Raw genomic sequence first — 24,163 nt, 5'->3', positions numbered from 1 at the left:
TATTTGCCTCACCTCCCTTACTCTGCACGGAACCCATCATGCAAATCACCAATCAATTCACCAAATGGCTGCGCCTGGCGCTGAGCGTCACCGTCCTGGCCGGCATCCTGACGGGCTGCGGCTACAACGACTTCCAGAGCAAGGATGAAGCCACCAAGGCAGCCTGGGGCGAAGTAGTCAACCAGTACCAGCGCCGCGCCGACCTGATCCCCAACCTGGTCAACACCGTCAAGGGCTATGCGACGCACGAGCGCGAAACCCTGGAAGCGGTGACCAAGGCGCGCGCCGCCGCCACCAGTTTCCAGATCACGCCCGAAGTGCTGAACGACCCGGCCGCGTTCGAGAAATTCCAGCAGGTACAAGGCCAGCTGTCGTCGGCCCTGTCGCGCCTGATGGTGGTGTCCGAGAAATACCCGGACTTGAAGGCTGACACCAGCTTCCGCGACTTGCAGTCGCAGCTGGAAGGCACGGAAAACCGCATCACCGTGGCGCGCCAGCGTTACATCGTTGCCGTGCAGGATTACAACGTGCATGCGCGCAGCTTCCCGAACAACCTGACGGCCATGGTCTTCGGCTACAAGGTCAAGCCATCGTTCACGGTGGAAAATGAAAAAGCCATCTCGACCGCACCGACCGTCAACTTCGGCAAATAAGATGAAAGCCTGGTCTTATCTGGCGGCGCTGGCGACGGCACTGCTGCTGTGGACGATGCCGCCGGCCGGCGCACAGGGCTTGCAGCCCGTGCCGCCGCTGGCCGCGCGCGTGACGGACAACGCCGGCATGCTGGACGCCAAACAGAAAGCGGCGCTGGAAGGCGTGCTGGCCGATTACGAAGCCAAGACGGGTAGCCAGATCGCCGTGCTGCTGGTCAAGAGCACGGAGCCGGAAGCGATCGAGCAATACAGCATCCGCGTGACGGATGCCTGGAAGCTGGGCCGCAAGGGCGTCGATGACGGCGTGCTGCTGATGGTGGCAAAGGACAACCCATCGTCGCTGCGCCGCCTGCGCATCGAAGCGGGCCGCGGCGTGCAGGGCGTACTGACGGATGCGCAATCGAAACGCATCCTGCAAGACGTGATCGCGCCGCATTTCAAGCAGAATGATTATTACGGCGGCCTGGTGGCCGGCGTGGGCTCGATTGCCACCCTGCTGAACCAGGAGCAATTCCCCGCCCCGGCACAGCAGAAAGCGCCGGCGACCGTGGAAGCGGGCGGCATGACCTTCTGGCTGCCGCTGCTGTTCTTCGGCTTCCTCGTCGTGCTGACCCTGTTCCGCTCGCGCGGCGGCCCCACGCGGCTGCAGCGCGGCAGCAACTGGTCCAGCGGCGCCACCGGCGTCGTGCTGGGCAGCATTTTGAGCCAGGCGCTGAACAACCGCGGCGGCGGCGGAGGCTTCGGCGGCGGTGGTGGTTTTGGCGGTGGCGGTGGCGGCGGTGGTTTCGGTGGCGGCGGCGGCGGTTTTGACGGCGGCGGCGCCTCGGGAGATTGGTAATGACGAAACAACTGACATTCGGACAGCGCTGCGGACGGGCCTTGAAACATTTGCGGGGCACGCCGGCGACGGCACGCCAGGCCTTTCCGGAACGCACCCTGAAAGCCATCGAGACAGCGATTGCCAACGGTGAAGCGATGCACCAGGCGGAAGTGCGCCTGATCGTCGAAGCGGCCCTGACGCCGGGCATGGCGTACCAGGGCGTGAGCAACCGCGAGCGGGCGCGCGAACTGTTTGCCCAGTATGGCGTGTGGGATACGGAAGACAACGTCGGCGTACTGATCTATATCAACCTGGCCGAGCACCAGGTCGATATCGTCGCCGACCGCAACGTGGGCCGGCGCGTCACGCCGGAACAATGGCAAGCCGTGTGCCGCACCATGACCAAAGGCTTCAAGGACGGCAATTACCACGACAGCACGCTGGATGCCTTGCAGCAGTTGAATACCTTGTTGCAAAGCCACTTCCCTGCCGATGGCACGCGCGGCAACCAGTTGCCAAACGAACCCATCCTCCTCTGATTCCCGCCCAGGGATTAAAATCTGCCCATTGCCGCGCGGGCCGGTGGCCCGGGCAGCGGCCCCTATTACCGCCGAGGAGCACACATGAAACTAGTCAATAAAACCGCCATCGTCACGGGCGCCACGCAAGGCATCGGCCTGGCTTGCGCCACCCGCCTGATCGCCGAAGGGGCGCAGGTGATGCTGGTCGACATCAAGGAAGAAGGCGCACAGGCGGCGAGCGCCCTCGGCCCGCAGGCGCGCTTTTTTTGCGCCGACGTCAGCCAGAAGGCGGACGTCGATGCCATGCTGAAGGAAACCCTGGCCCAGTTCGGCCACATCGATATCCTCGTCAACAATGCGGGCGTCACGCACGCGGCCGATTTCCTCGACGTCTGCGAAGACGATTTCGACCGGGTCATGCGCATCAACCTGAAATCGATGTTCCTGTGCGGCCAGGCCGTGGCGCGCGAAATGGTCAAGCGCAACACTGGCTGCATCATCAACATGTCCAGCGTGAATGCGGAACTGGCGATCCCGAACCAGGTACCGTACGTGGTGTCGAAGGGCGCCATCAACCAGTTGACCAAGGTCATGGCCTTGAACCTGGCCTCGCATGGCGTGCGCGTGAACGGCATCGGGCCGGGCACCATCCTGACGGAACTGGCCAAGCAGGCAGTGCTGTCGAGCCCGGAGGCGCGCCATACGATCCTGTCGCGCACGCCGCTGGGCCGCTGCGGCGAACCGGAAGAAGTGGCTGGCATCGCCGCCTTCCTGGCCAGCGACGACGCCACCTACATGACGGGCCAGACCATCTATGTCGATGGCGGGCGCATGGCGCTCAACTACACGGTGGCCGTGAAGGAATGAAGGCAGCGACAGGCAGAACGACAGGCAGTTATATCAAAAAACGATAATGGTTATCTGAAAAGACCATTAGACACATATCGTGCGACGCAGCATAATGCACCTGTCTCCACTATTCTCCTCCAAGAAAATAGTTTTAAGCCCGCTTTCACCAGCGGGCTTTTTTTTGCTATCACTGCTGAAACATGGACATTCTTGCCATGACAGACGTTCTTCACTGTCCTTCTGCTCGCCGCAAAAAAATGTTGCGGCGTGTCATCAGCCCGTCATCTTCGCCCCCTATACTTGCTTCATCTGCTGTACAGGCAACCGATATGCCTGACTACAGACAGGTGTGCCGCGATGGCACACCACTCCCCTTTCATGACCGTGGCGGGCGCCGGCAAGGCGCGCGACATGGTGAGTACCGAGCAACTCTCAACTCTTGACCCATTTCATTTGGGTTTTTGGCCCGCCTCCCCGCGGGCCTTTTTTTGCCTGCACGGCAAGCTCTTGCGCAAAAACATGGCGGCCTGCCATGCACATGATATTGTGACGGCCTTTCCACCTGTCCTGACGCATCATGCCTGCACCATTGCTCGAACTCTGTTTTGCCGACCGCTACGAACGCCTGCGCTACCGCACTGCGCTGCTGCTGTATGTGCTGGTGATCCTGATCGGCGACATTCCCGGCGTGCGCGCAGATGTGGGCCAGTATGCGTCAGGCGGCGTGCTGCATTCCGTCGGCTATGGCGTGCTGGCCCTGATCCTGTTCAGCGGCACGGGCGGCGGCATGGCGCGCCGGGCGCTGCTGTCGGTGCTGATGGTGGCGGCCATGGGCGCGCTGGACGAATTCATCCAGAGTTTCCTGCCCTACCGCCGTGGCGCCGTCAGCGACTGGGTGGTCGATATCACGGCCGCCGTGGCGGTCTGCCTGCCGCTGTATTTCCTCTGGCCGAAAATGGTCGCCGCTGCCCTTGGCAAGGGCGTGCCGCGGCCTGAAGCCTGAACGGTGAGATGACTCGCGCCCGTCAGGCGCGGTCCGCTTCGCTATCTTGCAATTCCAGCCGCAACTGTCCCTGGCCACGCGCGCTGCGCGTGCCCAGGCGGCGCATCAGGGCGCGCGCCTCGCGCCGGCTGCCGGCCCCCATGGCGCGTGCCGCATCGCGCTGCATGTCCAGCAACTGTTCCGAGCGCGCCAGCCGCACCAGGCCATGCAAGGCCTGGGCCAGGACATGGCGCGCGCGGGCATCGCGCGCGGTGCCGCCGACGGCCAGCACCAACTCATCGATCAGTTTTGCGGTAGGGCCAGATGACATTTTTTCTCCCGATTCAACAGTGAGGAAGCGTGCAGCCGCACGAAGTGGTAATTGCCAGCATCTTTTATACCAAGCACGGCAATTGGACTCTTGATCTAGCTCAATCGACAATGACGGGCGCCGAACATCCCTGCCCCGCCATGCTCTTACATGCAGCAATCGCGGCTATCCGCAATCACCGCGGGTGCCGATCCTAGTGTGCGACCATGAGGAGACCAAGATGAGATCGAAAACAACCCTGCTGCTGACCGGCCTGACATGCGCCTTGCTGGCGGCCTGCCAGTCCACGGACAAAACTAGCCTGGCACGCAGCAATAGCGGCGAAACCTATGCCGCACCGGCCGGCACGACACCGCCAAGCAGTACGGCCAGCGCCACCAGCAGCACGGCCACCGATACCGGCAACGCCATGAGCAGCGACATGCGCAATGACGCGAACCAGTCCACCCTGAACATCAGCTCGGCCACGGTGCAGTCGATAGAAACCGTGCCGCGCAGCATGGACCAAGGCAGTGCCGACATGCAAGCGGGCACGTCGGGCACGGCCGGCAGCACCTCGGGGGCGGCGGGCAATATGCTGTATCGCGTCACCTTGCGCCTGGACGACGGCACGACGCGCACCTTTGTGCAAAATACCCAGCCCGCCTTCCAGATCGGCGAGCGGGTCAGCGTGCAAAAAGGCGTGATGCAGCGCTATTGATATGTACCGGCACTGGCCGATGCTGGTCGCAACTGACCGCATCAAGCCAGCGCCAGGGTCAACGGCCGGCTGCGCCCCTGCACCACGGCCGAAGGCCAGGCCGGGTCGTGCGTCAGATTGTGCAAATGGCTGCCGTCGAGCAAAAACGTGTCTTCCACCGTGCTGCCGGGCAGGCTGGGGTGAAAGGCCAGCGCCATGCCCCGCTTGAGGATGATTTCCGTGTGCGCGCCGGCCGCCACTTCGGGCGCCAGGTAGCCATGGATACCGCCCTGCCGGCTGGTGCGCACCGTGTCGGGCTGGCCGGCATAGGCGTAGGCGCTGTCGAGCGCGTGATACACCATGCTCAGCGCATGGCCCGTTTCGCAAGCGTCGAGCGCCACCGCTTCCAGCGCCAGCATGGCCGCATCGGCATCGTCCATGACCACCGCCGCGCCGTCGGCCCGATGCTGCGCCGGGCCGAAGCGCCGTTGACGGCTGAGACTGGCGCACAGGCCGAAACGCCGCGCGCACAAGGCCAGCACGGCTTGCTTGCCCAGCACCGCCTGGGCTGGCGGCGCGCGCCGATAACGGTTTTGGCGCTCTCCACCGCTGGCCAGCACGTACACGGCTTGCAAGCCGCGCAGCCACAGCGCGCGCGCACACGCGGCAGCCAGTTCCAGCTCGCTCCAGTCGGGGCGGGCCTGGCGCAGCGCATCCGCGGCCGCACCAGCTGCCAGCAGCCCCACCTGCCGGTAGCGTAACTGCTCCGATTCCAGCAGCACCAGCCGCTCTTCGCGCAGGGCCACAGGCAGGCTGCGTTCGTGCAAGCCGGGCCGGTCGGACAGGACAGGCGCGCCGCCGGCCACATGCTGCACGAAATGCTCGCGCAATTCATACAGCTGCGGCTGCATCCAGGGCGACACCTGCCACGTCCATGGCCCGCGCACTTCTTCCTCGCGCATGCGCATGGCTTCGGCTTCGTCCGTCAGGATGTAGGCGGCATCGCGCGTCACCAGTACTTCCGCGCAGCCGCACTCGGCTGTCTGGCAATGGCTGTTCGATGCGCCCGCCGTGGCCCAAGCAAACCAGTCCACGCCGCGCAGGCGCACGGCACCGGCACGCTGGTCTTCCAGCCAGCCCCGCATCTGCGCCAGCTTGTGCGCCACTTCCAGCTCCAGCGGCCAGTTCATGACCGCCCCGCGTGCGGGATGCGGCACGGCGCCACCCCGCCTGCCCTGCCTGGCACCAGCCGGGAATCCTGTTGTGCATGCATAGCTGCCCCCTCTTCCTACATGGAAACTTAAGACCGGCACGCGCATAAAAAGTTCAGTGCCTGGCCTCGTCTCAGGCTTGCAGTCTATGACTTCCCGCTATTTTTGCAAGCGGCTATTTCGCCAGTTCAATCAACACGGCCGTGTACATCTGCAAGTTCAACAGCAACTGCTTTTCCGTGATGAACTCATGTTCGGAATGCCCCGTGTAGACCGTGTGCGGCATGGCCGGGCCAAAGCTCACGGCATTCGGGAACAGGCGCGAATTGGTGCCGCCGCCGATGGCCACCGGTTGCGGATTGGCGATGCCCGTGTAGTGTTCGAAGACGGACAACAAGGTGGGAATCTGCGGCGCCGCCGTCTGCAGCCACGGTTCACCGATCTGCACCTGCAGGGTAGCCGGCACGCGGCGCCGTGCCTTCCAGCCGTCGAACGCGGCCGTCACCTGCTGTTGCAGCACGGCCGTCGTCTTGCCTTGCGGACGGCGCAAATTGATAGTCAGCTCCAGCGCGCCGCCGTTCTGCTTGAGCACGGTCGGTGCTACCGTCATCGGCCCCATGAAGCCGTCGCGGTAAGCGATCTGCCCAAAGCGTTCGCCGTAGATGCCAGTGCCCACCAGTTCATTCAGGAACGACAGCATGTCGGCCGCCTGCGTGCCCTGCCACGGCTGCACGGCCAGCGCGTCGGCCAGCATGCTGATGGCGTTGACACCATCTTCCGGTTTCGACGAGTGGGCCGACACGCCCAGCGCCGTCACCGTCAAGGTGTCGCCATCGCGCGCATAGCTGTAGCGCACGCCCTGTTGCTGCTGCGCGCGGGCGCGGATGGCCGCTTCCAGCGCGGCTGGCGCGTGGTCGATCACGGCTTGTGCATCTTCCGGGATCTGACTGCCGAAAAAGCCGCCTGTCAGTTGCGTCAGCACAGGGCCCTTCCCCGCCGGCATGGCCGTGCGCGGCGGCAAGGTCAGCTTGATGGAACCGTAGCCCTTCTCGGCGGTCACCACCGGGTATTCCGCATCGATGGTGATGTTCACTTGCGGCGGCGTATGGGTTTTCAGGAACTGTTTCAGCGGTTCCCAGTCCGATTCCTCGGCCATGTAGACGTACAGCTCGATACGCTTGCTCAGCGGCACCTGCTGGTCCTGGATAGCCTTCATCGCGTACAGGGCCGTGGCGATCGGCCCCTTGTCGTCTTCCGTGCCCCGTCCCAGTAATTTTCCCGGTTCGCTGGTGCGGTCCAGCTCGAACGGCGAGCGGGCCCATTTGGCGGGATTCACGGGCTGGACGTCGCCGTGCGTGATCACGCCCACGCGCTCGCTGCCGCTGCCCATGCCGATGATCACCACATGGCCATGCTCCTGGAAGTCGAATCCCAGGCGCTGCGCCTCGGCCGCCAGGTAGCGCTTGAAGCCCGTGTGCTGGGGATTCGCGGCAAACGGCACGGCCGGGTCTGCCACCGTGTTGAAACTGACCATCTTCGCCAGGCTGGCGATCAGCGGTTCGGGATAAGTGGCCAACGCGTAGCGCGCCGTTTCCTGCGCCTGCAGGCTGATGGGCGCGGCGTGAACGGAGGGCTGCAGCAGCAGGCTTATCAAAGTCAGCAGGACGGGTTTCTTGAACATGGCGGGGCGCATAAAGTGGGGAGGCCCACTCTAGCATTGCCCGCACCGATTTCCAATCGATACGAGTTTTTTACCGATCAGTACGCAAATTCCCGATTCGCATTATCATGTGCACAGCCTGTCATCCCTGCCGCTTCCAAGGCCGACCCTATTGTCGTCAGGGGATAGACAAATCGTCCATTGTGATTTTCCACCACGTCCCGATATCGCTACCATGATTCCATTTTCCATACTCGACCTGGCCCCCATCGCCGAAGGCAGCGACGCCAGCCAGTCGTTCAAGAACACGCTCGACCTGGCGCAGCACGGCGAACGCTGGGGTTACAACCGCTACTGGCTGGCCGAACACCACGGCATGCCCGGCATCGCCAGCGCCGCCACGGCCGTCGTCATCGCCCATGTGGCGGCCGGCACCAGGACCATCCGCGTGGGCGCGGGCGGTGTCATGCTGCCCAACCATTCTCCGTTGGTCATCGCGGAACAGTTCGGTACCCTGGAAGCGCTGCACCCGGGCCGCATCGACCTGGGCCTGGGCCGCGCGCCCGGCTCCGACCAGACGACGGCGCGCGCCCTGCGCCGCGACCTGCAGTCCGATGCGGAACAGTTCCCGCAAGACGTGCTGGAATTGATCGACTATATGTCCGACGAGCCGCGCCAGCGCGTGCTGGCCGTGCCCGGCAAGGGTGCGAAAGTGCCCGTGTGGATACTTGGCTCGAGCCTGTTCGGCGCCCAGCTGGCCGCCCACCTGGGCTTGCCGTATGCGTTTGCCTCGCACTTCGCGCCGCAAATGATGCTGCAAGCCGTGGCCTATTACCGCGAACATTTCAAGCCTTCAAAACAATTGGCGAAACCGTACGTGATGCTGGGCTTTAACGTGTTTGCCGCCGACACGGATGCCGAGGCGCACCTGCGCGCCACGTCGATGCAGCAAGCCTTCGTCAACCTGCGCACGGGCCGCCCGTCGCGCCTGCAGCCGCCCGTGCCCGGCTATCTGGAGCAATTGGGCCCGCAGGAACGCGCCATGCTCGATTCCGTGCTGTCCTGCACGGCCATCGGCGCGCCGGGTACCGTCAAGGCGAAGATGGCCGCGTTCATTGCCGAAACGGGCGCCGACGAGCTGATGATCACCTCGCAGATCTTCGACCACCAGCACCGGCTGCGTTCGTATGAAATCACGGCGCAGGTGCATGCGGAGCTGGCGCGCGCACAGTAAGTTTTAAGTCTCCCCTGGTATATCCCCCTATACCCTTTTCCCGGCCGTCGGCAACGATCGCCGGGATTTTTTTGCCTGCTGCGTTGCCTGCCGCCCCACCGCAAAATCGGCCGCGTCCGGCAAGAAATGCGCAGCCCCGCTATCATGCTCATCCAAAAGCATCACTCCAAGAAAGTTGTCTCGCATGAAATCTGCACCATCCACCGTCGATGCCAGCGCCCTGCTGACGTCGACCCGCATCCTGTTGTTCGCCCTGTCCGCCGGCGTGCTCGTCGCCAGCCTCTACTATGTGCAGCCGCTCACTTCCATGCTGGCCGCCTCGTTCGGCGTCAGCGTGCCGCAGGCGGGCTACCTGGTCACGGCCACGCAAATCGGCTATGTGCTGGGCATCGTGTTCCTGGTCCCCCTCAGCGACGTGCTGAACCGCCGCCAGTTGCTGACGTGGATGCTGATCGCCAAGATCGGCGCCCTGCTGCTGGCCGCCACCAGCCAGAACATTATTATCTTTGCCATCGCCAGTGTCTTGATGGGGATCACGTCCAGTGCCTTGATGGTAGTCACGGCCATGGTCGCGTCGTATGCACCCGACCACAGCCGGGGCCGCATGGTGGGCACCGTCATGACGGGCTTGTTGCTGGGGATTCTGCTGGCGCGTACCGTGTCCGGCACCGTGTCGCAGATCAGCGGCGGCTGGCGCACCGTGTACGTGCTGGCCGCCATCGTCGTGGCCGCCCTGCTCGTCATGCTGCGCCGCATCCTGCCGAACGAGGCGCCACGGGGCAAGCTGCAATACGGAAAATTGCTGGCCTCGCTGGCCGACATCATCCGCCAGGAACCGTTGCTGCGCCAACGCGCCCTGTTCTCGGGCCTGGGCCTGGGCACCTTCAGCGTGTTCTGGACGGGCCTGACTTTTTTGCTCAGCGGCGCGCCGTACCACTACTCGGAAATGCAGATCGGCCTGTTCGGCCTGGCCGGTGCCACGGGCGCCTTTGCCGCCAACACGGCGGGCCGCATGGCCGACCGCGGCTATGCGCGCCAGGCCACCTGGCTGCTGGCCGTGGCTTCCATCGCGGGCTGGGCATTGATCGGCTTTGGCGCCCATTCGCTGGTGCTGCTGCTGATCGGTATCGTCCTGCTGGACATGGGCGTGATGGGCTTGCAAGTGACGCACCAATCCATCATCTATAAACTGGCGCCGCATGCGCGGGCGCGGGTCACCACCGTGTTCATCGCGGGCGGCTTCATCGGCGCGTCGGCAGGCTCGGCACTGGCCAGCGCCAGCTTTGCCGCCGGCGGCTGGCCCGCCCTGTGCATGGTGGGCGGCGCCATGCCGCTGCTGATGCTGATCGTGTGGAGCAAGTACCGGCACGCGCAGCGCCGGCTGGAACGCGCAAGTCAAGCCTGAGGCGCAAAAAAAAAAACCGCTCACGATTGAGCGGTTTTTTTATGCCGGGACAGTTACTTCGTTGACGCACGCGCCTTGCCAAACGCATCGCCCGCCTTCCACGCCGGCATCCTGGCCGCATTCGCCACGGCTTGCCCCAGGTTCAGGGTAAATTGCGCCTGCTGCGTCATGCCGGACAAATCCCAGCTGGCATCGTACTCATCGGTAACCTGATGGTAGCGGGGGCCATACGCGGCCGCCTTGGCTTTCGACGCTGCCACGTCCTTGATGTACTCGCGTCCGCCATTGATGGAAAACGCGGGCACGCCCGCCTTGGCAAAGCTGAAATGGTCGCTGCGGAAGTAGCCGCCGGCCAGGTCGGGACGGGCTGGCGCGATATGCATGCCCATGGCTTTGGCCACCGTGGCCGCCATGGCGCCCAGCTCCGTGCGCTCGCTGCCCTGCGCGCCGATGTCATGCGTGGCACCGACAAAGTTCAGGCTGTCCAGGTTCAGCGCGGCGGCCGTCTTGTTCAAGGGCCACAAGGGGTCGGCCGCGTAGGCGGCGCTACCCAGCAAGCCCTGCTCTTCGGCCGCCACCCACAGGAAGATCTGCGTGCGCTTCGCAGGCTTTTTCACAGCTTCCTGCGCCATGGCCAGCAAGCCGGCCGTGCCGGAAGCGTTGTCGACGGCGCCGTTGTAGATGGTGTCGCCACTGTCACCCTGCTTGCCCAGGTGGTCCCAATGACCGCTGTAGATGACGGCTTCATCCTTCAATGCCGGGTCGGTACCCGGCACCATGCCGGCGATATTGAATTGCTCCACCTTGCGCACGGCGGACTTCATTTCGCCGCTCAGCTTGGCATTCAAGGCGACGGCCTTGAAATCCTTGCTTTCCGCTTGCGCGCGCAAGGCGTCCAGGTCCAGCCCACCGGCCGCGAACAGGCGGCGCGCCGCGTCTTCCGCGATCCAGCCCTGCAGCGGTGTGCCGGCCGTGCGGTCGGCCAACTGGAAACGCTCGCTGCCGCTCCAGCTGTTCTGCACCACGCTCCAGTCGTACGATGCGGACGGTTTCGTGTGGATCAGCAATACGCCAGCCGCGCCCTGGCGCTTGGCTTCCTCGAATTTGTAGGTCCAGCGGCCGTAATAGGTCAGCGCCTTGCCGGCAAAGCGGTTCGGCTCGGCACTAGTCGGTTGCGGGTCGTTGACCATCATGACGACGATCTTGCCTTTGACATCGGCGCCCTTGAAATCGTTCCAGCCTTCTTCCGGCGCCGTGATGCCATAGCCGACGAAGACGAGCGGCGCATCGAAGGTGTGGGCGGCAACGGAGTCGCCCGTGGCCCACACCCAGTCCGGGCCGAAAGCCAGCGGCACGGGCTTGCCGCCCGCCACGGCTTGCAGGCTGCTGTCTTGTGGCAAGGATTTCACGCCGGCGATCTGCACGCTTTGGCGGTAGCTATTGCCGCGCACGGGTTGCAGTCCGGCCATCTGCGCCTGGGTTTCCAGGTAAGCCACCGTCAGGTCGGCGCCGCGCTGGCCCGTGCCCCGGCCTTCCAGCAAATCGTTGGACAGGAAGGCCAGGTGGGCGCGCAGCGGCGCTTCCTGCACCACGGGCAAGCCGGTCGCGGCGTGCGCGGAAAACGCCAGCGCCAGGCTGGAAGCGAGCGCCGTGACGGCCAGGGAAGAAAACAGCTTCTGCATAAGATCCTTTGGGTAAGAGGAGACATTCAGTCCGGCGGATGGCCGAGCCGGCGATTGTATGCCATAGGGAAAGATGCATCAAAATGCGGACGAAAAAAATCCCCGCGGCAAGGGCGGGGATTTTGCAGGGGAAACGTTCAGACCAGCAAAGCGGCCGCCAGGGATTCGATCTCTTCCGCCGATTCCTCGAGGATGGTGTGCAAGGTGCTGCCGCCGATGCCGAAGTCGATCTTCGCTGCAGCCTGGCGCCGCGCGGCGCTTTCCGGCGGGTGCAGGGGCGAGCCGACGGGCGACAGATCGTTGGCCAGCACCAGGGTCGCGCCCAGGGTGCGGGGCGGGAACGTGCTGCCGCCGTGCCACATGCCTTCCACGGCCTGCAAGACCATGTCCGGCACTTGCAACTGGCGCAGCACGCCGCGGCCGATCAGTTTTTCGCCGTATTCGATCCAGTCTTCCGTATTGTCGTCCAGCAAACCTGGATATTCCTCGGCGCGCGACAGCAGATAAAAGCCGCCCACTTCGTGCACGATGGCGGCGAACATGGCCGTTTCCACGTCCACATGCGTGACTTTCTTGGCGATTACCTGGCTCAGCGCGGCCACGTGAGCCGTGTGTTCCCACAGCTTGGCCGCCTTGGCGCGCAATTGCGGGTCGGTAATCTGGCTGCCCAGCTGGCGCACGATGACGGATGCCACCATCGATTTCAGGGTGGCAAAGCCCAGGCGCGAGACGGCTGCGCGCACATTGGCGATTTCATTGCCGGAACGGTTGTAGGCGGCCGAGTTGGCCAATGCCACGACCCGCGCCGACAGCAGCGGCTCGGCCATGACCATGCGGGCGGCCGCCTCGATATGGCAATCGGGGTCGTCCAGCGCTTCCTGCAGCTTCAAGGTGGCCTTGACGTTGGCGGGGAACGTCAGCTCGCCCTTGCTCGCTTGCAGCGCGATAATCTTGAATACTTCCAGTCTGTCCATGGGTCAATCTCCGGTACGGGCCTGTTCAGGCTCTGCTGTGTGGGTGGGCCGGGAATGCACTCCCGGCCCGGCTCCCGTTTCCGGCAATATTACAGCAAGTTCAAACTCAAACCTATTACTTTCCGGAAACTTTTCCTGCCACGCCTTCGACAAAATAATCCATCTTAGTCAGCGCCGCATCGTCCAGCACGCCTTTGTCCAGGCGCACCTTGCCATCGTTATCCTTGATCGGCGCGCTGAAAGGATTGAGCTTGCCAGCTACCAAGTCTTTCTCGCGTGCCAATACAAACTGTTTCACGTCGGCCGGCACTGTGGCGTTGATGCCTTCCAGCTTGACCATGCCATCCTTGATGCCGCCCCAGGTGCTGCTGGACTTCCACGTGCCGTCCAGCACGGCTTGCGCCTGCTTCGTATAGTAGTCGCCCCAATGGTGGGTGACGGCAGCAAGCTGCGCCTTCGGCCCGTACTTTTTCATGTCCGAATGGTAGGCGATCGCGTACTTGCCCTTTTCTTCCGCCGCCTGCACCACGGCGGTCGAATCCGTGTGGTGGGTAACCACGTCGGCGCCCTGGCCGATCAGGGTGATGGCGGCGTCGCGTTCCTTGCCCGGATCGAACCAGCTATTCACCCACACCACTTTCACTTCCGCCTTCGGGTCGACGCTGCGCATGCCGCGCGTAAAAGCGTTAACGCCCTGCAACACCTCCGGGATCGGGAATGCCGCCACGTAGCCGGCCACATGGGTCTTGCTCATCTTGCCTGCCAACACGCCGGCCAGGTAGCGGCCCTCGTAGAAACGGGCGTTGGTATTGGCCACGTTGACGGCCGTCTTGTAGCCCGTCAAATGAATGAACTTCACATTAGGAAATTGCTTCGCCACTTTCAAGGTGGGATTCATGTAGCCGAACGAGGTTGTGATGACGAGCTTGCTGCCCGTTTGCGCCAGGTCGCGGATCACCCGTTCCGCATCGGCGCTTTCCGGCACGTTTTCCACGTACTTGGTGGTGATCTTGCTACCCAGCGCCTTTTCCATTTCCTTGCGGGCCAGGTCATGCTGGGTGGTCCAGCCCGCGTCGCCGATGGGGCTGATATACACGAAGCCGACATTCAGCGGCGCGGTGGCGGGAGCGGCGGCCATGACGGGCATCAAAACAGCACTGCAAACGGCGGCGCATACTAGTTTCTTGGACATGGTTTTCCTTGTGGTGAGTGATTAATTTCCCGGATTGAAATTCTTGCCCAGCGAAGCGGGCATATTGAGCTTGATGTAATTGGCGTTGCTGGAGATCAAAACCAGCACGACGATGGCTGCCACATACGGCAGCATCGACAGCAGTTGCGACGCGATGGGCACGCCCAGCGCCTGCGCGTGGAAGGTCAGAATCGTGATGCCGCCGAACAGGTAGGCGCCGCCCACCACGCGCGCGGGACGCCAGGTGGCAAAGGTGGTCAGCGCCAGCGCGATCCAGCCCCGTCCCGCCACCATGCCTTCGACCCACAGCGGCGTGTAGACGAGCGACAGGAAGGTGCCGGCCAGGCCGCAGCAGGCGCCGCCGAACAGCACGGCCGCCAGACGGATACGGCGCACGGGGTAGCCGAGCGCATGCGCGGAAGCGGGCGACTCGCCCACGGCGCGCAGCACGAGGCCGGCCCGCGTGCGGTACAGAAACCAGGCGATGGCCAGGCACAGCAGCAACGACAGATAGACCATCGGATGCTGGCGGAACAGGGCCGGGCCCAGCACGGGAATGTCTTCCAGGAAGGGGATGCCGAAGCGCCCATTCTGCAAGCTGTTGCCCACGTACTTCAAGCCGATGTACGTCGAGGCGCCCGCGCCGAACAGCGACAAGGCCAGGCCCGTCGCGTACTGGTTCGTGCCCAGCCATACGGTCAGCCAGGCAAAGAAGCCGGACAGCGCCATGCTGGCGCCCGCGCCCGCCAGAAAGCCCAGGGTGGGGCTACCCGTGTTGACAGCCACGGCAAAACCCGTGATGGCCGAGACCAGCATCATGCCTTCCGCCCCCAGGTTGACCACGCCCGCCTTTTCATTGACGAGCAGCCCCAGCGCAGCGAGCATCAGCGGCGTGCCCGCATTGATGCTGGCAGCGACCAGCGGCGCTATCGTCAGGGCCAGGTTATCCATGTTTCCTCCAGCGCAGTTTGTATTGGATCAGCACATCGCAAGCGAGCAAGGCGAACAGCAAGATGCCCTGGAACACACCCGTGATCGCGCTGGGCAAGCCCAGGCGCGACTGCGCCAGTTCGCCGCCGATATAGAACAGGGCCATGACGAAGCTGGAGAAAATCACGCCTACCGGATGCAGGCGCCCGACAAAGGCGACGATGATGGCGGCAAAGCCGTAGCCGGGCGAGACCGTGGGCGTCAACTGCCCCATCGGTCCCAGCACTTCGCACGCACCCGCCAGGCCGGACAGGGCGCCGCAGATCAGCAGGGACGACCACAAGGTCTTGCGCGAGGAAAAGCCCGCATAGCGGGCGGCGGCAGGCGCCATGCCGCCCACGCGCAGGCGGAAACCCGCAATGCTTCTGGATAAGTACAGCCAGCCGCCCAGCGAGGCCAGCAAGGCAAACACGATGCCCACATGCAAGCGCGTGTCGCTGATCACCATCGGCAACAGCAAGCCGTCGGACAGCAGTTTCGATTGAGGGAAGTTGAATCCTTCCGGGTCGCGTAGCACGCCATACACGAGATAGCTGAGCAGCAATTGAGCGATATAGACCAGCATCAGCGAAACGAGGATTTCGCTGGCGTTGTAGCGGTCGCGCAGCCAGGCCACCAGTCCCGCCCACGCCATGCCGCCCGCCATGCCGGCCAGCAAGGACACGCCGATGATGGCAATACTCCCCGCGCCGCCGACACCGTCATCGAGGTACAGGGCCGCCGCGCCGCCGCAGATGGCGCCCAGGGTCAGCTGACCTTCCGCGCCGATGTTATAGATGTTGGCGCGAAAGCAGATGGCCAGGCCGACGGCGATCAGGAGCAAAGGCGCGACTTTAATGCCCAGCTCGGACCAGCCGTGCGCGTCGCGCAAGGGTTCGACAAAGAAGACGGCCAGTCCCGCCAGCGGATCGTGTCCCAGTGCAATAAATAGCAGCGCGCCGCACAGCACGGTAAGCAGCACGGCCAGCACGGGCGACAGCCACGACATCAGCCGCGACGGAGAAGGACGGGCTTCCAGGCGCAAGGCGAACTTAGCCATTGATTGCCTCCTGCGGCCACAGCCCGCTCATCCATTGCCCAACGAGATCGACGCTGGCCTCGCCCACATCGAGCGATGGTGAAATCTTTCCTTTCGCCATCACCAGCAAGCGGTCGCTGATCTCGAACAATTCATCGAGCTCCTCCGACACGACCAGCAGCGCGCAGCCCGCGTCGCGCAAGGCCAGCAATTCGGCGCGGATTTGCGCGGCCGCGCCCACGTCCACGCCCCAAGTCGGCTGCGCCACCACCAGCACGGTGGGTTCGCGCATGACTTCGCGTCCGACTATGTATTTCTGCAAGTTGCCACCCGACAGGCTGCGCGCCAGCGCCTGCGGCCCGCCCGCCTTCACCTGAAAGCGCGCGATGATGGCGGCCGACCGCTGCGCAATCGCGCCACGGCGCAGGAAGCCGTGGCGGATGGTGGCTTGTGTCTGCAAGCTCAACAGCACGTTGTCGGCCAGCGCCATGTCGGGCACGGCGCCCCGCCCCAGCCTTTCTTCCGGCACGAAGCCGAAGCCCAGGGCGCGCCGGCGTCCCGGCGGCAAGCGTCCCGCCGGCGTGCCGTTCAGCACGATGCTGCCGGCGGCTGCGCGCATGTCCTCGCCCGACAGGGTGGCGAGCAATTCCTGCTGGCCATTGCCGGACACGCCTGCAATGCCGACGATCTCGCCTGCGCGCACGTCGAAGCTGATGTCCGTCAACTGCGTGGCGAACGGATGGCTCTTCGGCAACTGCAAATTCTTGACGCTCAACATGGCCGCGCCGGGCGTGCGCGCCACGCGCGTGACGGCGGGCGGCTCGGCGCCGATCATCATGCGCGACAGGCTGGCCGCCGACTCTTGCGAAGGATCGCACATGCCCGCATTCTTGCCGGCGCGCACCACCGTGCAGGTATGGCACAGGGCGCGGATCTCGTCGAGCTTGTGGCTGATGTACAGGATGCTGCAGCCTTCGGCGGCCAACTGGCGCAAGGTGCTAAACAGCTTTTCCACGGCGCCCGGCGTCAGCACGGACGTCGGTTCATCGAGGATCAGCAGTTGCGGCTTGGCCAGCAAGGCGCGCACGATTTCCACGCGCTGGCATTCGCCAACGGAAAGCGTGTGCACGTGGCGCTGCGGCTCCAGGTCCAGGCCGTACTGGCGCGCCGTCGCTTCGATGCGCTGCGCCAGCTCCGCCATGTTGGTGCCCGCGGGCAAACCGAGGGCGATGTTTTCCGTGACCGTCAAGGTGTCGAACAGGGAAAAGTGCTGGAACACCATGGCGATGCCCAGCGCCCGCGCGGCCGACGGGTTGGCGATGTCCACTTCGCGGCCATTCCACAGGATGCGGCCGCCATCGGGCTGCACGGCGCCGTAGATGATTTTCATCAAGGTCGATTTGCCGGCGCCGTTTTCGCCAAGCACGGCATGGATCTGTCCGGGCGCGACAGTGAGACAGATGCCGTCATTGGCCACCACGGCCGGATAGCGCTTGCTGATATCGATGAGTTCCAGGCGTGCCGTCATTGTTTTTTTCGTGCCTCGCTGCGTGGTATGCGGGATGCCGATCGGTGGAAAAAATCAACACTCAGTCTCTATCGTATCGGCATCCGCGGCGCTTGGGGGGCGGGCGCGGCGGCGTGCATTTCTATTTCCACAAAAAAACAACACCTGTATACAATTTTGAAAAAAATTATCAGCTTTGCAGCGTCCGCCTTGCCCCGCAAGGACGAGAAGGTGCGATGATTATATGCAGGAACTGATAGTAAGTATGCGCACAAGACATATCGCCCGGCGCGGCGATGCTCGCATCATGGATTGAACGGCGCGCGTTAACCCATTGCAGCGCTACATGCAGACTACGCGTCCAGCCATCCCCAGTTCCCGTTTTCCCACACCGCCATCAGGAGCCGAAAGTGCCAAAAACCATACCGTGTCTGTTGCTCTGCCTCACTACCATCCTCGGCGTGGGCGCGACCGCCCAGGCTGCCGAATGGAGCGATACCGCGCTGAGCTGGCGCGCCGGCAATGATTACCGCGAGCCGTTCAATCCGGACGACATCAAGAAAAACATCTTTGCCATCACGCACGCCAGCGGCTACAAATACGGCAGCAATTTCGTCAACCTCGATTTCCTCATGTCCGACAGCAAGGACCCTGGCGCACTGGGCAAAACGTCGGGCGCACAGGAGGCGTACCTGGTCTACCGCAACACCATCGACATCGGCAAGGTGCGCGGCAGCGACATCAAGTTCGGCCCCGTGCGCGGCGTCGGCGTCACCCTGGGCTTCGACGTCAACACGAAAAATGACGTCGGCTACAACTCGCGCAAGCGCATGTTGGTGGCTGGCCCCACCCTGATGTGGGACGTGCCCGGCTTCTTCAATACCAGCCTGCTGTTGCTGCGCGAAAGCAACGCCCCCAGCGGCGCCTTCCCGCCCATCTCGCAGGTGACGGGCCGCTACACGTATAAAACGCACGCCATGCTGACGGGCGCCTGGGCCATCCCCCTGTCGCCGCTGTTCTCGTTCGAAGGTTTCTTCAACCTCATCGACTCGAAAGGCAAGGATGAAGTGGGTCGCGACACGGCGGTGGAAACGAATATCGACATGCAAGTAATGTACGACGTGGGCGCTGCCTTGGGCAGCGCCAAGAACACCTTCCGCGTGGGCCTCGAATACCAGTACTGGAAGAACAAGTTCGGCAATTCGCCCGCCACCACGGGCAATGTGGGCCAGACGGCAAAGACGCCGATGATACGCGCGGAGTACCATTTCTAAAATTCATTGTTACGCATCAACACCCACGATCGCGCCTGATGCCAGCATGAAGCTTTCCCACTGGCGGAGAGCGCGACCGTGGAACAACTACTGCCGTATTACGAGCGCGAGCTGGGCCTGTTTCGCCAGTACACGCGCGAGTTTTCCAGCCGCTATCCGAAGGCGGCCGGGCGACTGCTGATCGCCGGAGAAACCTGCGAAGACCCGCACATCGAGCGCCTGATCCAGTCCGTCGCCCTGCTCACGGCCAGGGTCGCCAAGCGCCTCGACGACGCCTATCCGCAATTTACCCATTCCCTGCTCGACACCCTGTACCCGCACTACCTGCGGCCGTTTCCCTCGTGCTCCATCGTGCGCATCGCCACCGACGAAGCGCCGGGCGGCGGCCAGCTGGACCAGGTGGCGCATGTGGCGCGCGGCACGGTGCTGCGCTCGCAGCCGGTGCAGGGCGTGGCTTGCAAATTTACGAGCGCGTATGACGTGACCCTGGCGCCGCTGGTCATTTCTCGCCTGCATTTCTCACCTGTCATCGACGCGCCGCCCGGCCTGCGCCTGCCCGCTGGCGCCAGCGCCTTGCTCAGCATCCAGTTCACCAGCAGCAGCGACAACTATCATCTGGATCAGCCGGGTTTTGCCAGCTTGCGCCTGTTTGCCGATGGCGAACCGTCCGTGCGCGCGGCCCTGCTCGACGCCCTGTTCCTGCGCGGCGCGGGCGCGTACGTGGCGCTGGACGAACACAGCCCGTGGCAAGCCGTCGATGGCACGCCGCTGGCGCCGGCCGGCTATGCGGAAGACGACGCACTGATCCCCATTTCCGCCCGCTCGCACCCGGCCCTGCGCCTGCTGACCGAGTACTTTGCGTTTCCGGAAAAATTTCACTTCATCGATATCGGATGGTCCCTGCTGGCTGCCCTACTGCCAAAACAGTGCCGCCAGTTCACCTTGCACCTGCCGCTCAAGGGCGTGCGCAGCGACAGCCACGAAGCGCGGCTCTTGTCCGGCGTCAGCCGCGACAACCTCTTGCTGGGCTGCACGCCCGTCGTCAACCTGTTTGCCAAATCCGGCGTGCCGATCCGCCTCACGCATACCGAACCCGACTACGCCCTGGCGGCCGATGCCACGCATGCGTTTGCCTATGACATCCACAGCATCGAAGCCGTCACCGTAGTGCGCAAGGACGAGGCCGGCGAGCGCCTGAGCAGCTTCTTGCCGCTGTATGCCTCGCTGCAAGGCGCCCAGGCCGAACACGGTCAAGAGCGTGGCCAGGAGCATGGACAGTTTTGGCTGACGCGCCGCGACGAAACCGTGGCGGCCATCAGCCCAGGCCATGAAATGCGCCTGAGCCTGATCGACCCGCAGTTTTCACCAAGCAGCGCGGCCTGCGCCACCGTCTCGACGCAACTGCTGTGCAGCAACCGCGACTTGCCCGTGCAGTTGCACTACGGTTTGCCCGGCGGCGACCTGCTGGCCGAGGACGTACCCGACGGCATCCCCGCGCGCTTCCTGCGCAAACCGTCACCCAGCATGCGTTTCCTGGCGGACACGCACTGGCGCCTGATCGCGCACCTGTCGCTCAATTACTCGAGCCTCACGCAGGCGGGCCTGGGTGAATTCCAGAAAATGCTGAGTCTGTACGACCTGCCCCGCTCGCCCGCCACGCAACGCCTGATCCAGGGCATCGTCACGCTCGAGCACGGCAGCACGCGCGCGTGGATGCCAACGGTCCCGTTTCCCACCCTGATGCCCGGCATCGCCATCCGCCTGGGCATCGACGAGCAAGCCTTCGTCGGCAGCAGCATCTATATTTTTGCCCAGGTGCTGCAACGCTATTTCGCCCTGAACAGCCAGCTCAACTGCTTTAGCCAACTGACGCTGCTGTCTCATCGCAGCGGCGAGGAACTCCTGCGATGCCCAGAACGCAGCGCCGACGCCACGCCAGCGTGATCCAGCAATTGCTCGATGCGCCGCAGCGCTTCGAGTGCTTCCAGGCGCTGCGCCTGCTGCTGGCGTGGCTGGCCGAACACGGCATCGATGAGCACACGGCGCTGGCAAAGCACATACGCTTCGACAACAGCGTCTCGCTGCGTTTTCCCGCCAGCCAGGTCGAAACGCTCACGGCAAACAGCATCGGCGATGCGGATGCCCTGCTGCAAGCGCTGCTGTCCGGTCACGGCCAGCACATCCACCTCACGCCCACCTTCATGGGCCTCCTGGGCTGCCAAGGCAGCTTGCCCAGCCACTATTCGGAGCGCATTGCCGCGCACCAGCATAGCGAACGCGAGAATAGCCCGCGCGCTTTCCTCGACCTGTTTTCCAGCCGCACCATCGCCCTGTTTTACCAGGCATGGCGAAAATACCGCATCGAGCAGGCCGGCCACAGCGGGGACTTCCTGTCGCGCCTGCTGGCCCTGGCCGCATGCCAACCGGGCCAGGACCAGGGCCAGGACGAGGCAGCGGCCGGCTTGTACAGCGGCTTGCTACAGCAGCACAACATCTCGTCCATCGTCATGGCGCGCATCCTCGGCGACCACTTCGGCGTGCCTTGCCATATCGACGAAGCGACGGGCGCCATGGACGTGCTGGCGCCGCGCGAACAAACGGCGCTGGGCATGGAAAATGCCATGCTGGGCCAGCGCGCCCTCGTCGGCGAACGCTGCCGCCGTCCCGACCTGGCCGTACGCCTGCGCCTCGGTCCGCTCACGGCGCAGCAGCACGCCAGCTTCCTGCCGCGCGCCCCTGGTAGCCAGGCGTTGCGGCACATGCTGATGCTGTTCGGCCAGCCGCTCGTGCGCTACGACATCGTGCTGGTGCTGCGCGCCAGCGATGTGCGGGGGACGGCATTGACGGCCACCAGGCAAGCTGGCCTGGGCTGCAACAGTTTCCTTGGCAGTGCGGCAACGCCACGCCACCGCGATGACAAACATTACGAGATGCAATTGATGCCCTCATTCAACGATTGATCCTTGCGGCCGCACAAAACGCTTGTGTTTGCTATTGCTACAGTCGGCCAACGATCCCTACCGTGAAGCGATGTGCGATGAGCCTGTTCCCCGATACGACGGCGGCATGGACGGCATTAACGGGCGACATGCAGGGCCAGCGCCTGCTGCGCCTGCAGTTTCCGCATGGCGACGGGCCTGCCGGCATCCAGTTCCTCGCCAACAGCCTCGACGCGAGCGAAAGCCTGTCGCGCGACTTTTCCTATGTGGTGGAAGTGCTGTCCGATAATGCCAGCATCGCGCTCGACAAGGTGATGGGCAAGATGGTGAGCATCGAACTGGTGCGCGAAGACGGCACCTTGCGCTACTTCAATGGCTATGTGTTCGAATTCCGCTTCCTGCGCACGGACGGCGGCTTCGCCTTTTATGAAATGGTGCTGGAACCGTGGCTGTCGCACCTGCACTTGCGGCAAAACAATGTTGCCTTCCACGGCGTGACGGTGGCGGCGCTGACGGACAAGGTCTTCGATGACTACCTGATGCGCGACTACAAGCTTGCCGCCAGCGGCATCGACCCTGCCATCACCTACACGTGCCAGCACAACGAGAGCGACCACAACCTCCTGCACCGCCATTGGGAGCAACTGGGCTGGCACTACCGCTACGAACACCGCCCTGACGGCCACACCTTGTGGCTGTCCGACGACAGCACTACCGGCAAGCCCATCGATGGCGATCTCAGCGAAATGCCCTTCCAGCACCAGGCCGGTTCCCTGGAGGACGATGGTGTGCATCAATGGAGCACGGTGCGGCGCATGGCGCCAAGCCAGATGACGGTGGCCAGCTTCAATTTCAAGAACCCGCGCAGTGCCCGCGCCAGCCGCGACTCGCTGAACAGGCAGGGGGCCGTGCCATCGCTGGAAGTGTATGAAAACACGGGCAGCTACGGTTTTAAAAACATCGACGATGGCGAGGCGCTGGCGCGGCGCCGCATGGAAGAGGTTGACGCGCAGGGACAGCTGTTCGAAGCGCAAGGCAATGACCGCACGGCGCAACCGGGACGCTGGTTCACGCTGGGCGGGCATTTCGACAGTGCAGCCAGCGAATATCTGATCCTCTCTGTGCACCACCACGCCAGCAACAACTACCAGCAAGGGCACGGCGCCACCTCGCAATACAGCAACACATTTACCTGCATCCCCCGCGCCATCCCCTGGCGCCCGGGACGCAACTTCCACAGCCGCGAACCGAAGATCTACGGCGTGCAAACGGCCACCGTCGTCGGGCCGCCCGGCGAGGAAATCCATACGGATGGTTACGGACGGGTGAAGCTGCAATTTCACTGGGACCGACTCGGTACCTTCGACGACAAGAGTTCGCCGTGGATACGGGTGATATCGAACTGGGCCGGCCCGAATTTCGGCCACATCAGCCTGCCCAGGGTCGGCATGGAAGTAGCCGTGCAATTTCTCGACGGTAACGTCGCCATGCCCCTCATCATCGGCTGCGTCTACAACGCGCGCAATATGCCGCCGTGGGATTTGCCGGCCAACAAGACGCAAAGCGGCATGCTGAGCCGTTCCTCAAAAAAGGGTTCCACCGCGCACGCCAACGCCCTGCGTTTCGAAGACCGCAAGGATGCGGAAGAACTGTGGCTGCATGCGGAAAAAGACCAGCGCATCGAGGTCGAACATGATGAATCGCACTGGGTGGGCAATGACCGCAGGAAAACCGTGGATCGCGATGAAACCGTGCACGTCAAGCGCGACCGCACGGAAACCGTGGACCACGATGAAGACATCACCGTGCATAACAACCGCAGGGAGCGCGTCGACCATGACGAACACATCGACATCGGCGACAACCGCCGCGAACACGTGGGCGGCAACGAGCAGGTGCAGATCGACGGCCACCGTTCGGAACGGGTGACCCTGGCCAAGGAAGAGAGCATCGGCCTGGCCAAAGTGCTGACCATCGGCGCCGCCTACCAGACCACCGTCATCGGCGCCATGAACACCACCGTGGTGCTGGCGCAGGCGGAGCAGATCGGCCTGGCGAAAAGCGTCATCGTCGGCGCCGACAGTACGCTCACGGCCACCGATTCGCACACGATGACGGTGGGCACGTCCAGCATCACCATGACGCCAGGCCGCATCGAACTGATTGCCGATGAAATCATCATCCGCGGCAGATCGAAGGTGCAGATCCATGGCGACGACATCGACAACAATCCGGGCTGACG

Annotated in this window: 21 protein-coding genes; 12 read left to right on the top strand and 9 right to left on the bottom strand. The window is 63.7% G+C overall.

The features are described from left to right. Positions 1-38: 38 nt before the first annotated feature. The 5 genes from IGS58_RS18705 to IGS58_RS18685 all read left to right on the top strand — a co-directional run bounded on the left by IGS58_RS18705 (position 39) and on the right by IGS58_RS18685 (position 3,846). Positions 39-653: a LemA family protein gene (locus IGS58_RS18705; RefSeq protein ID WP_034759964.1), complete on the top strand. Its 615-nt coding sequence runs from the start codon at positions 39-41 to the stop codon at positions 651-653. A gap of 1 nt (position 654) precedes the next feature. Beyond that, entirely contained in the window at positions 655-1,491 is an 837-nt protein-coding gene (locus IGS58_RS18700; protein WP_115057426.1) for a TPM domain-containing protein, read from the top strand. Further along, complete coding sequence (locus IGS58_RS18695) at positions 1,491-2,012, top strand: TPM domain-containing protein (RefSeq protein WP_070257294.1); 522 nt, start codon at positions 1,491-1,493, stop codon at positions 2,010-2,012. The genes IGS58_RS18700 and IGS58_RS18695 overlap by 1 nt, the downstream gene beginning before the upstream one ends. A gap of 84 nt (positions 2,013-2,096) precedes the next feature. After that, the gene (locus tag IGS58_RS18690) at positions 2,097-2,861 is read left to right on the top strand and encodes an SDR family NAD(P)-dependent oxidoreductase (RefSeq protein ID WP_230522361.1); all 765 of its coding nucleotides are present in this window, start codon (positions 2,097-2,099) and stop codon (positions 2,859-2,861) included. Positions 2,862-3,420: 559 nt separating this feature from the next. Beyond that, positions 3,421-3,846, top strand: coding sequence for a VanZ family protein (locus tag IGS58_RS18685; protein ID WP_070257290.1), 426 nt, complete (start codon positions 3,421-3,423; stop codon positions 3,844-3,846). Between the two features lie 22 nt (positions 3,847-3,868). Here the strand turns inward: IGS58_RS18685 and IGS58_RS18680 are convergent, their stop codons facing one another. Beyond that, positions 3,869-4,156 carry a hypothetical protein gene (locus tag IGS58_RS18680; RefSeq protein WP_034784487.1) on the bottom strand — a complete coding sequence of 96 codons (288 nt, stop codon included), beginning with the start codon at positions 4,154-4,156 and terminating at the stop codon, positions 3,869-3,871. Between the two features lie 220 nt (positions 4,157-4,376). Between IGS58_RS18680 and IGS58_RS18675 the strand changes: the two genes are divergently transcribed. Continuing rightward, positions 4,377-4,856: a hypothetical protein gene (locus IGS58_RS18675; protein WP_034784488.1), complete on the top strand. Its 480-nt coding sequence runs from the start codon at positions 4,377-4,379 to the stop codon at positions 4,854-4,856. A gap of 41 nt (positions 4,857-4,897) precedes the next feature. Here IGS58_RS18675 and IGS58_RS18670 read toward each other — a convergent pair whose 3' ends face one another. Together IGS58_RS18670 and IGS58_RS18665 are read right to left on the bottom strand one after the other, a co-directional pair. Next, entirely contained in the window at positions 4,898-6,025 is a 1,128-nt protein-coding gene (locus tag IGS58_RS18670; protein ID WP_230522360.1) for a peptidase M24, read from the bottom strand. A gap of 196 nt (positions 6,026-6,221) precedes the next feature. After that, positions 6,222-7,727: a dipeptidase gene (locus tag IGS58_RS18665; protein WP_230522359.1), complete on the bottom strand. Its 1,506-nt coding sequence runs from the start codon at positions 7,725-7,727 to the stop codon at positions 6,222-6,224. A gap of 214 nt (positions 7,728-7,941) precedes the next feature. On the opposite strand from IGS58_RS18665, the gene IGS58_RS18660 reads away from it, so the two are divergent. After that, entirely contained in the window at positions 7,942-8,940 is a 999-nt protein-coding gene (locus IGS58_RS18660; protein WP_230522358.1) for an LLM class flavin-dependent oxidoreductase, read from the top strand. 184 nt (positions 8,941-9,124) lie between these two features. Continuing rightward, entirely contained in the window at positions 9,125-10,345 is a 1,221-nt protein-coding gene (locus IGS58_RS18655; RefSeq protein WP_230522357.1) for an MFS transporter, read from the top strand. Positions 10,346-10,398: 53 nt separating this feature from the next. On the opposite strand, the gene IGS58_RS18650 is transcribed toward IGS58_RS18655, so the two are convergent. From IGS58_RS18650 to IGS58_RS18625, 6 genes are all read right to left on the bottom strand, one after another. After that, positions 10,399-12,027, bottom strand: a complete 1,629-nt coding sequence (locus IGS58_RS18650; RefSeq protein ID WP_230522356.1) for a M28 family peptidase — start codon at positions 12,025-12,027, stop codon at positions 10,399-10,401. Between the two features lie 137 nt (positions 12,028-12,164). Beyond that, positions 12,165-13,001, bottom strand: coding sequence for an HDOD domain-containing protein (locus tag IGS58_RS18645; protein ID WP_034784492.1), 837 nt, complete (start codon positions 12,999-13,001; stop codon positions 12,165-12,167). Positions 13,002-13,116: 115 nt separating this feature from the next. Further along, positions 13,117-14,193 carry a BMP family ABC transporter substrate-binding protein gene (locus IGS58_RS18640; RefSeq protein WP_070257271.1) on the bottom strand — a complete coding sequence of 359 codons (1,077 nt, stop codon included), beginning with the start codon at positions 14,191-14,193 and terminating at the stop codon, positions 13,117-13,119. A gap of 21 nt (positions 14,194-14,214) precedes the next feature. After that, positions 14,215-15,144 (bottom strand): ABC transporter permease, encoded by a 930-nt coding sequence (locus IGS58_RS18635; RefSeq protein WP_230522355.1) that lies wholly within the window; start codon positions 15,142-15,144, stop codon positions 14,215-14,217. After that, complete coding sequence (locus IGS58_RS18630) at positions 15,137-16,222, bottom strand: ABC transporter permease (protein ID WP_230522354.1); 1,086 nt, start codon at positions 16,220-16,222, stop codon at positions 15,137-15,139. The genes IGS58_RS18635 and IGS58_RS18630 overlap by 8 nt, the downstream gene beginning before the upstream one ends. Beyond that, positions 16,215-17,729, bottom strand: a complete 1,515-nt coding sequence (locus IGS58_RS18625) for an ABC transporter ATP-binding protein (RefSeq protein ID WP_230522353.1) — start codon at positions 17,727-17,729, stop codon at positions 16,215-16,217. The genes IGS58_RS18630 and IGS58_RS18625 overlap by 8 nt, the downstream gene beginning before the upstream one ends. 440 nt (positions 17,730-18,169) lie before the next feature. Between IGS58_RS18625 and IGS58_RS18620 the strand changes: the two genes are divergently transcribed. From IGS58_RS18620 to IGS58_RS18605, 4 genes are all read left to right on the top strand, one after another. Then, positions 18,170-18,982, top strand: coding sequence for an outer envelope protein (locus IGS58_RS18620; protein WP_080753567.1), 813 nt, complete (start codon positions 18,170-18,172; stop codon positions 18,980-18,982). 78 nt (positions 18,983-19,060) lie between these two features. Next, positions 19,061-20,926 carry a type VI secretion system baseplate subunit TssF gene (tssF, locus tag IGS58_RS18615; RefSeq protein ID WP_230522352.1) on the top strand — a complete coding sequence of 622 codons (1,866 nt, stop codon included), beginning with the start codon at positions 19,061-19,063 and terminating at the stop codon, positions 20,924-20,926. Beyond that, a complete protein-coding gene (gene tssG, locus IGS58_RS18610; protein WP_230522351.1) occupies positions 20,890-21,942 on the top strand; it encodes a type VI secretion system baseplate subunit TssG in 1,053 nt (350 codons plus the stop codon). The genes tssF and tssG overlap by 37 nt, the downstream gene beginning before the upstream one ends. 77 nt (positions 21,943-22,019) lie before the next feature. Continuing rightward, complete coding sequence (locus IGS58_RS18605; protein WP_230522350.1) at positions 22,020-24,161, top strand: type VI secretion system Vgr family protein; 2,142 nt, start codon at positions 22,020-22,022, stop codon at positions 24,159-24,161. The last annotated feature ends 2 nt before the right edge of the window (positions 24,162-24,163 follow it).

Origin of the sequence: Janthinobacterium sp. EB271-G4-7A, from assembly GCF_020858075.1 — a bacterium.
Taxonomy (GTDB): Bacteria; Pseudomonadota; Gammaproteobacteria; order Burkholderiales; family Burkholderiaceae_D; genus Janthinobacterium; species Janthinobacterium lividum.
Note: the sequence above shows the minus strand (reverse complement) of the source record. Positions and strands in the feature narration are given on the sequence as shown.

What these genes read in the sequence shown, in the direction of transcription:
- IGS58_RS18705 (WP_034759964.1), top strand. Translation starts at nt 39, where the DNA reads ATGCAAATCACCAATCAATTCACCAAATGGCTGCGCCTGGCGCTGAGC.
- IGS58_RS18700 (WP_115057426.1), top strand. Translation starts at nt 655, where the DNA reads ATGAAAGCCTGGTCTTATCTGGCGGCGCTGGCGACGGCACTGCTGCTG.
- IGS58_RS18695 (WP_070257294.1), top strand. Translation starts at nt 1,491, where the DNA reads ATGACGAAACAACTGACATTCGGACAGCGCTGCGGACGGGCCTTGAAA.
- IGS58_RS18690 (WP_230522361.1), top strand. Translation starts at nt 2,097, where the DNA reads ATGAAACTAGTCAATAAAACCGCCATCGTCACGGGCGCCACGCAAGGC.
- IGS58_RS18685 (WP_070257290.1), top strand. Translation starts at nt 3,421, where the DNA reads ATGCCTGCACCATTGCTCGAACTCTGTTTTGCCGACCGCTACGAACGC.
- IGS58_RS18680 (WP_034784487.1), bottom strand. Translation starts at nt 4,156, where the DNA reads ATGTCATCTGGCCCTACCGCAAAACTGATCGATGAGTTGGTGCTGGCC.
- IGS58_RS18675 (WP_034784488.1), top strand. Translation starts at nt 4,377, where the DNA reads ATGAGATCGAAAACAACCCTGCTGCTGACCGGCCTGACATGCGCCTTG.
- IGS58_RS18670 (WP_230522360.1), bottom strand. Translation starts at nt 6,025, where the DNA reads ATGAACTGGCCGCTGGAGCTGGAAGTGGCGCACAAGCTGGCGCAGATG.
- IGS58_RS18665 (WP_230522359.1), bottom strand. Translation starts at nt 7,727, where the DNA reads ATGTTCAAGAAACCCGTCCTGCTGACTTTGATAAGCCTGCTGCTGCAG.
- IGS58_RS18660 (WP_230522358.1), top strand. Translation starts at nt 7,942, where the DNA reads ATGATTCCATTTTCCATACTCGACCTGGCCCCCATCGCCGAAGGCAGC.
- IGS58_RS18655 (WP_230522357.1), top strand. Translation starts at nt 9,125, where the DNA reads ATGAAATCTGCACCATCCACCGTCGATGCCAGCGCCCTGCTGACGTCG.
- IGS58_RS18650 (WP_230522356.1), bottom strand. Translation starts at nt 12,027, where the DNA reads ATGCAGAAGCTGTTTTCTTCCCTGGCCGTCACGGCGCTCGCTTCCAGC.
- IGS58_RS18645 (WP_034784492.1), bottom strand. Translation starts at nt 13,001, where the DNA reads ATGGACAGACTGGAAGTATTCAAGATTATCGCGCTGCAAGCGAGCAAG.
- IGS58_RS18640 (WP_070257271.1), bottom strand. Translation starts at nt 14,193, where the DNA reads ATGTCCAAGAAACTAGTATGCGCCGCCGTTTGCAGTGCTGTTTTGATG.
- IGS58_RS18635 (WP_230522355.1), bottom strand. Translation starts at nt 15,144, where the DNA reads ATGGATAACCTGGCCCTGACGATAGCGCCGCTGGTCGCTGCCAGCATC.
- IGS58_RS18630 (WP_230522354.1), bottom strand. Translation starts at nt 16,222, where the DNA reads ATGGCTAAGTTCGCCTTGCGCCTGGAAGCCCGTCCTTCTCCGTCGCGG.
- IGS58_RS18625 (WP_230522353.1), bottom strand. Translation starts at nt 17,729, where the DNA reads ATGACGGCACGCCTGGAACTCATCGATATCAGCAAGCGCTATCCGGCC.
- tssG (WP_230522351.1), top strand. Translation starts at nt 20,890, where the DNA reads ATGCCCAGAACGCAGCGCCGACGCCACGCCAGCGTGATCCAGCAATTG.
- IGS58_RS18605 (WP_230522350.1), top strand. Translation starts at nt 22,020, where the DNA reads ATGAGCCTGTTCCCCGATACGACGGCGGCATGGACGGCATTAACGGGC.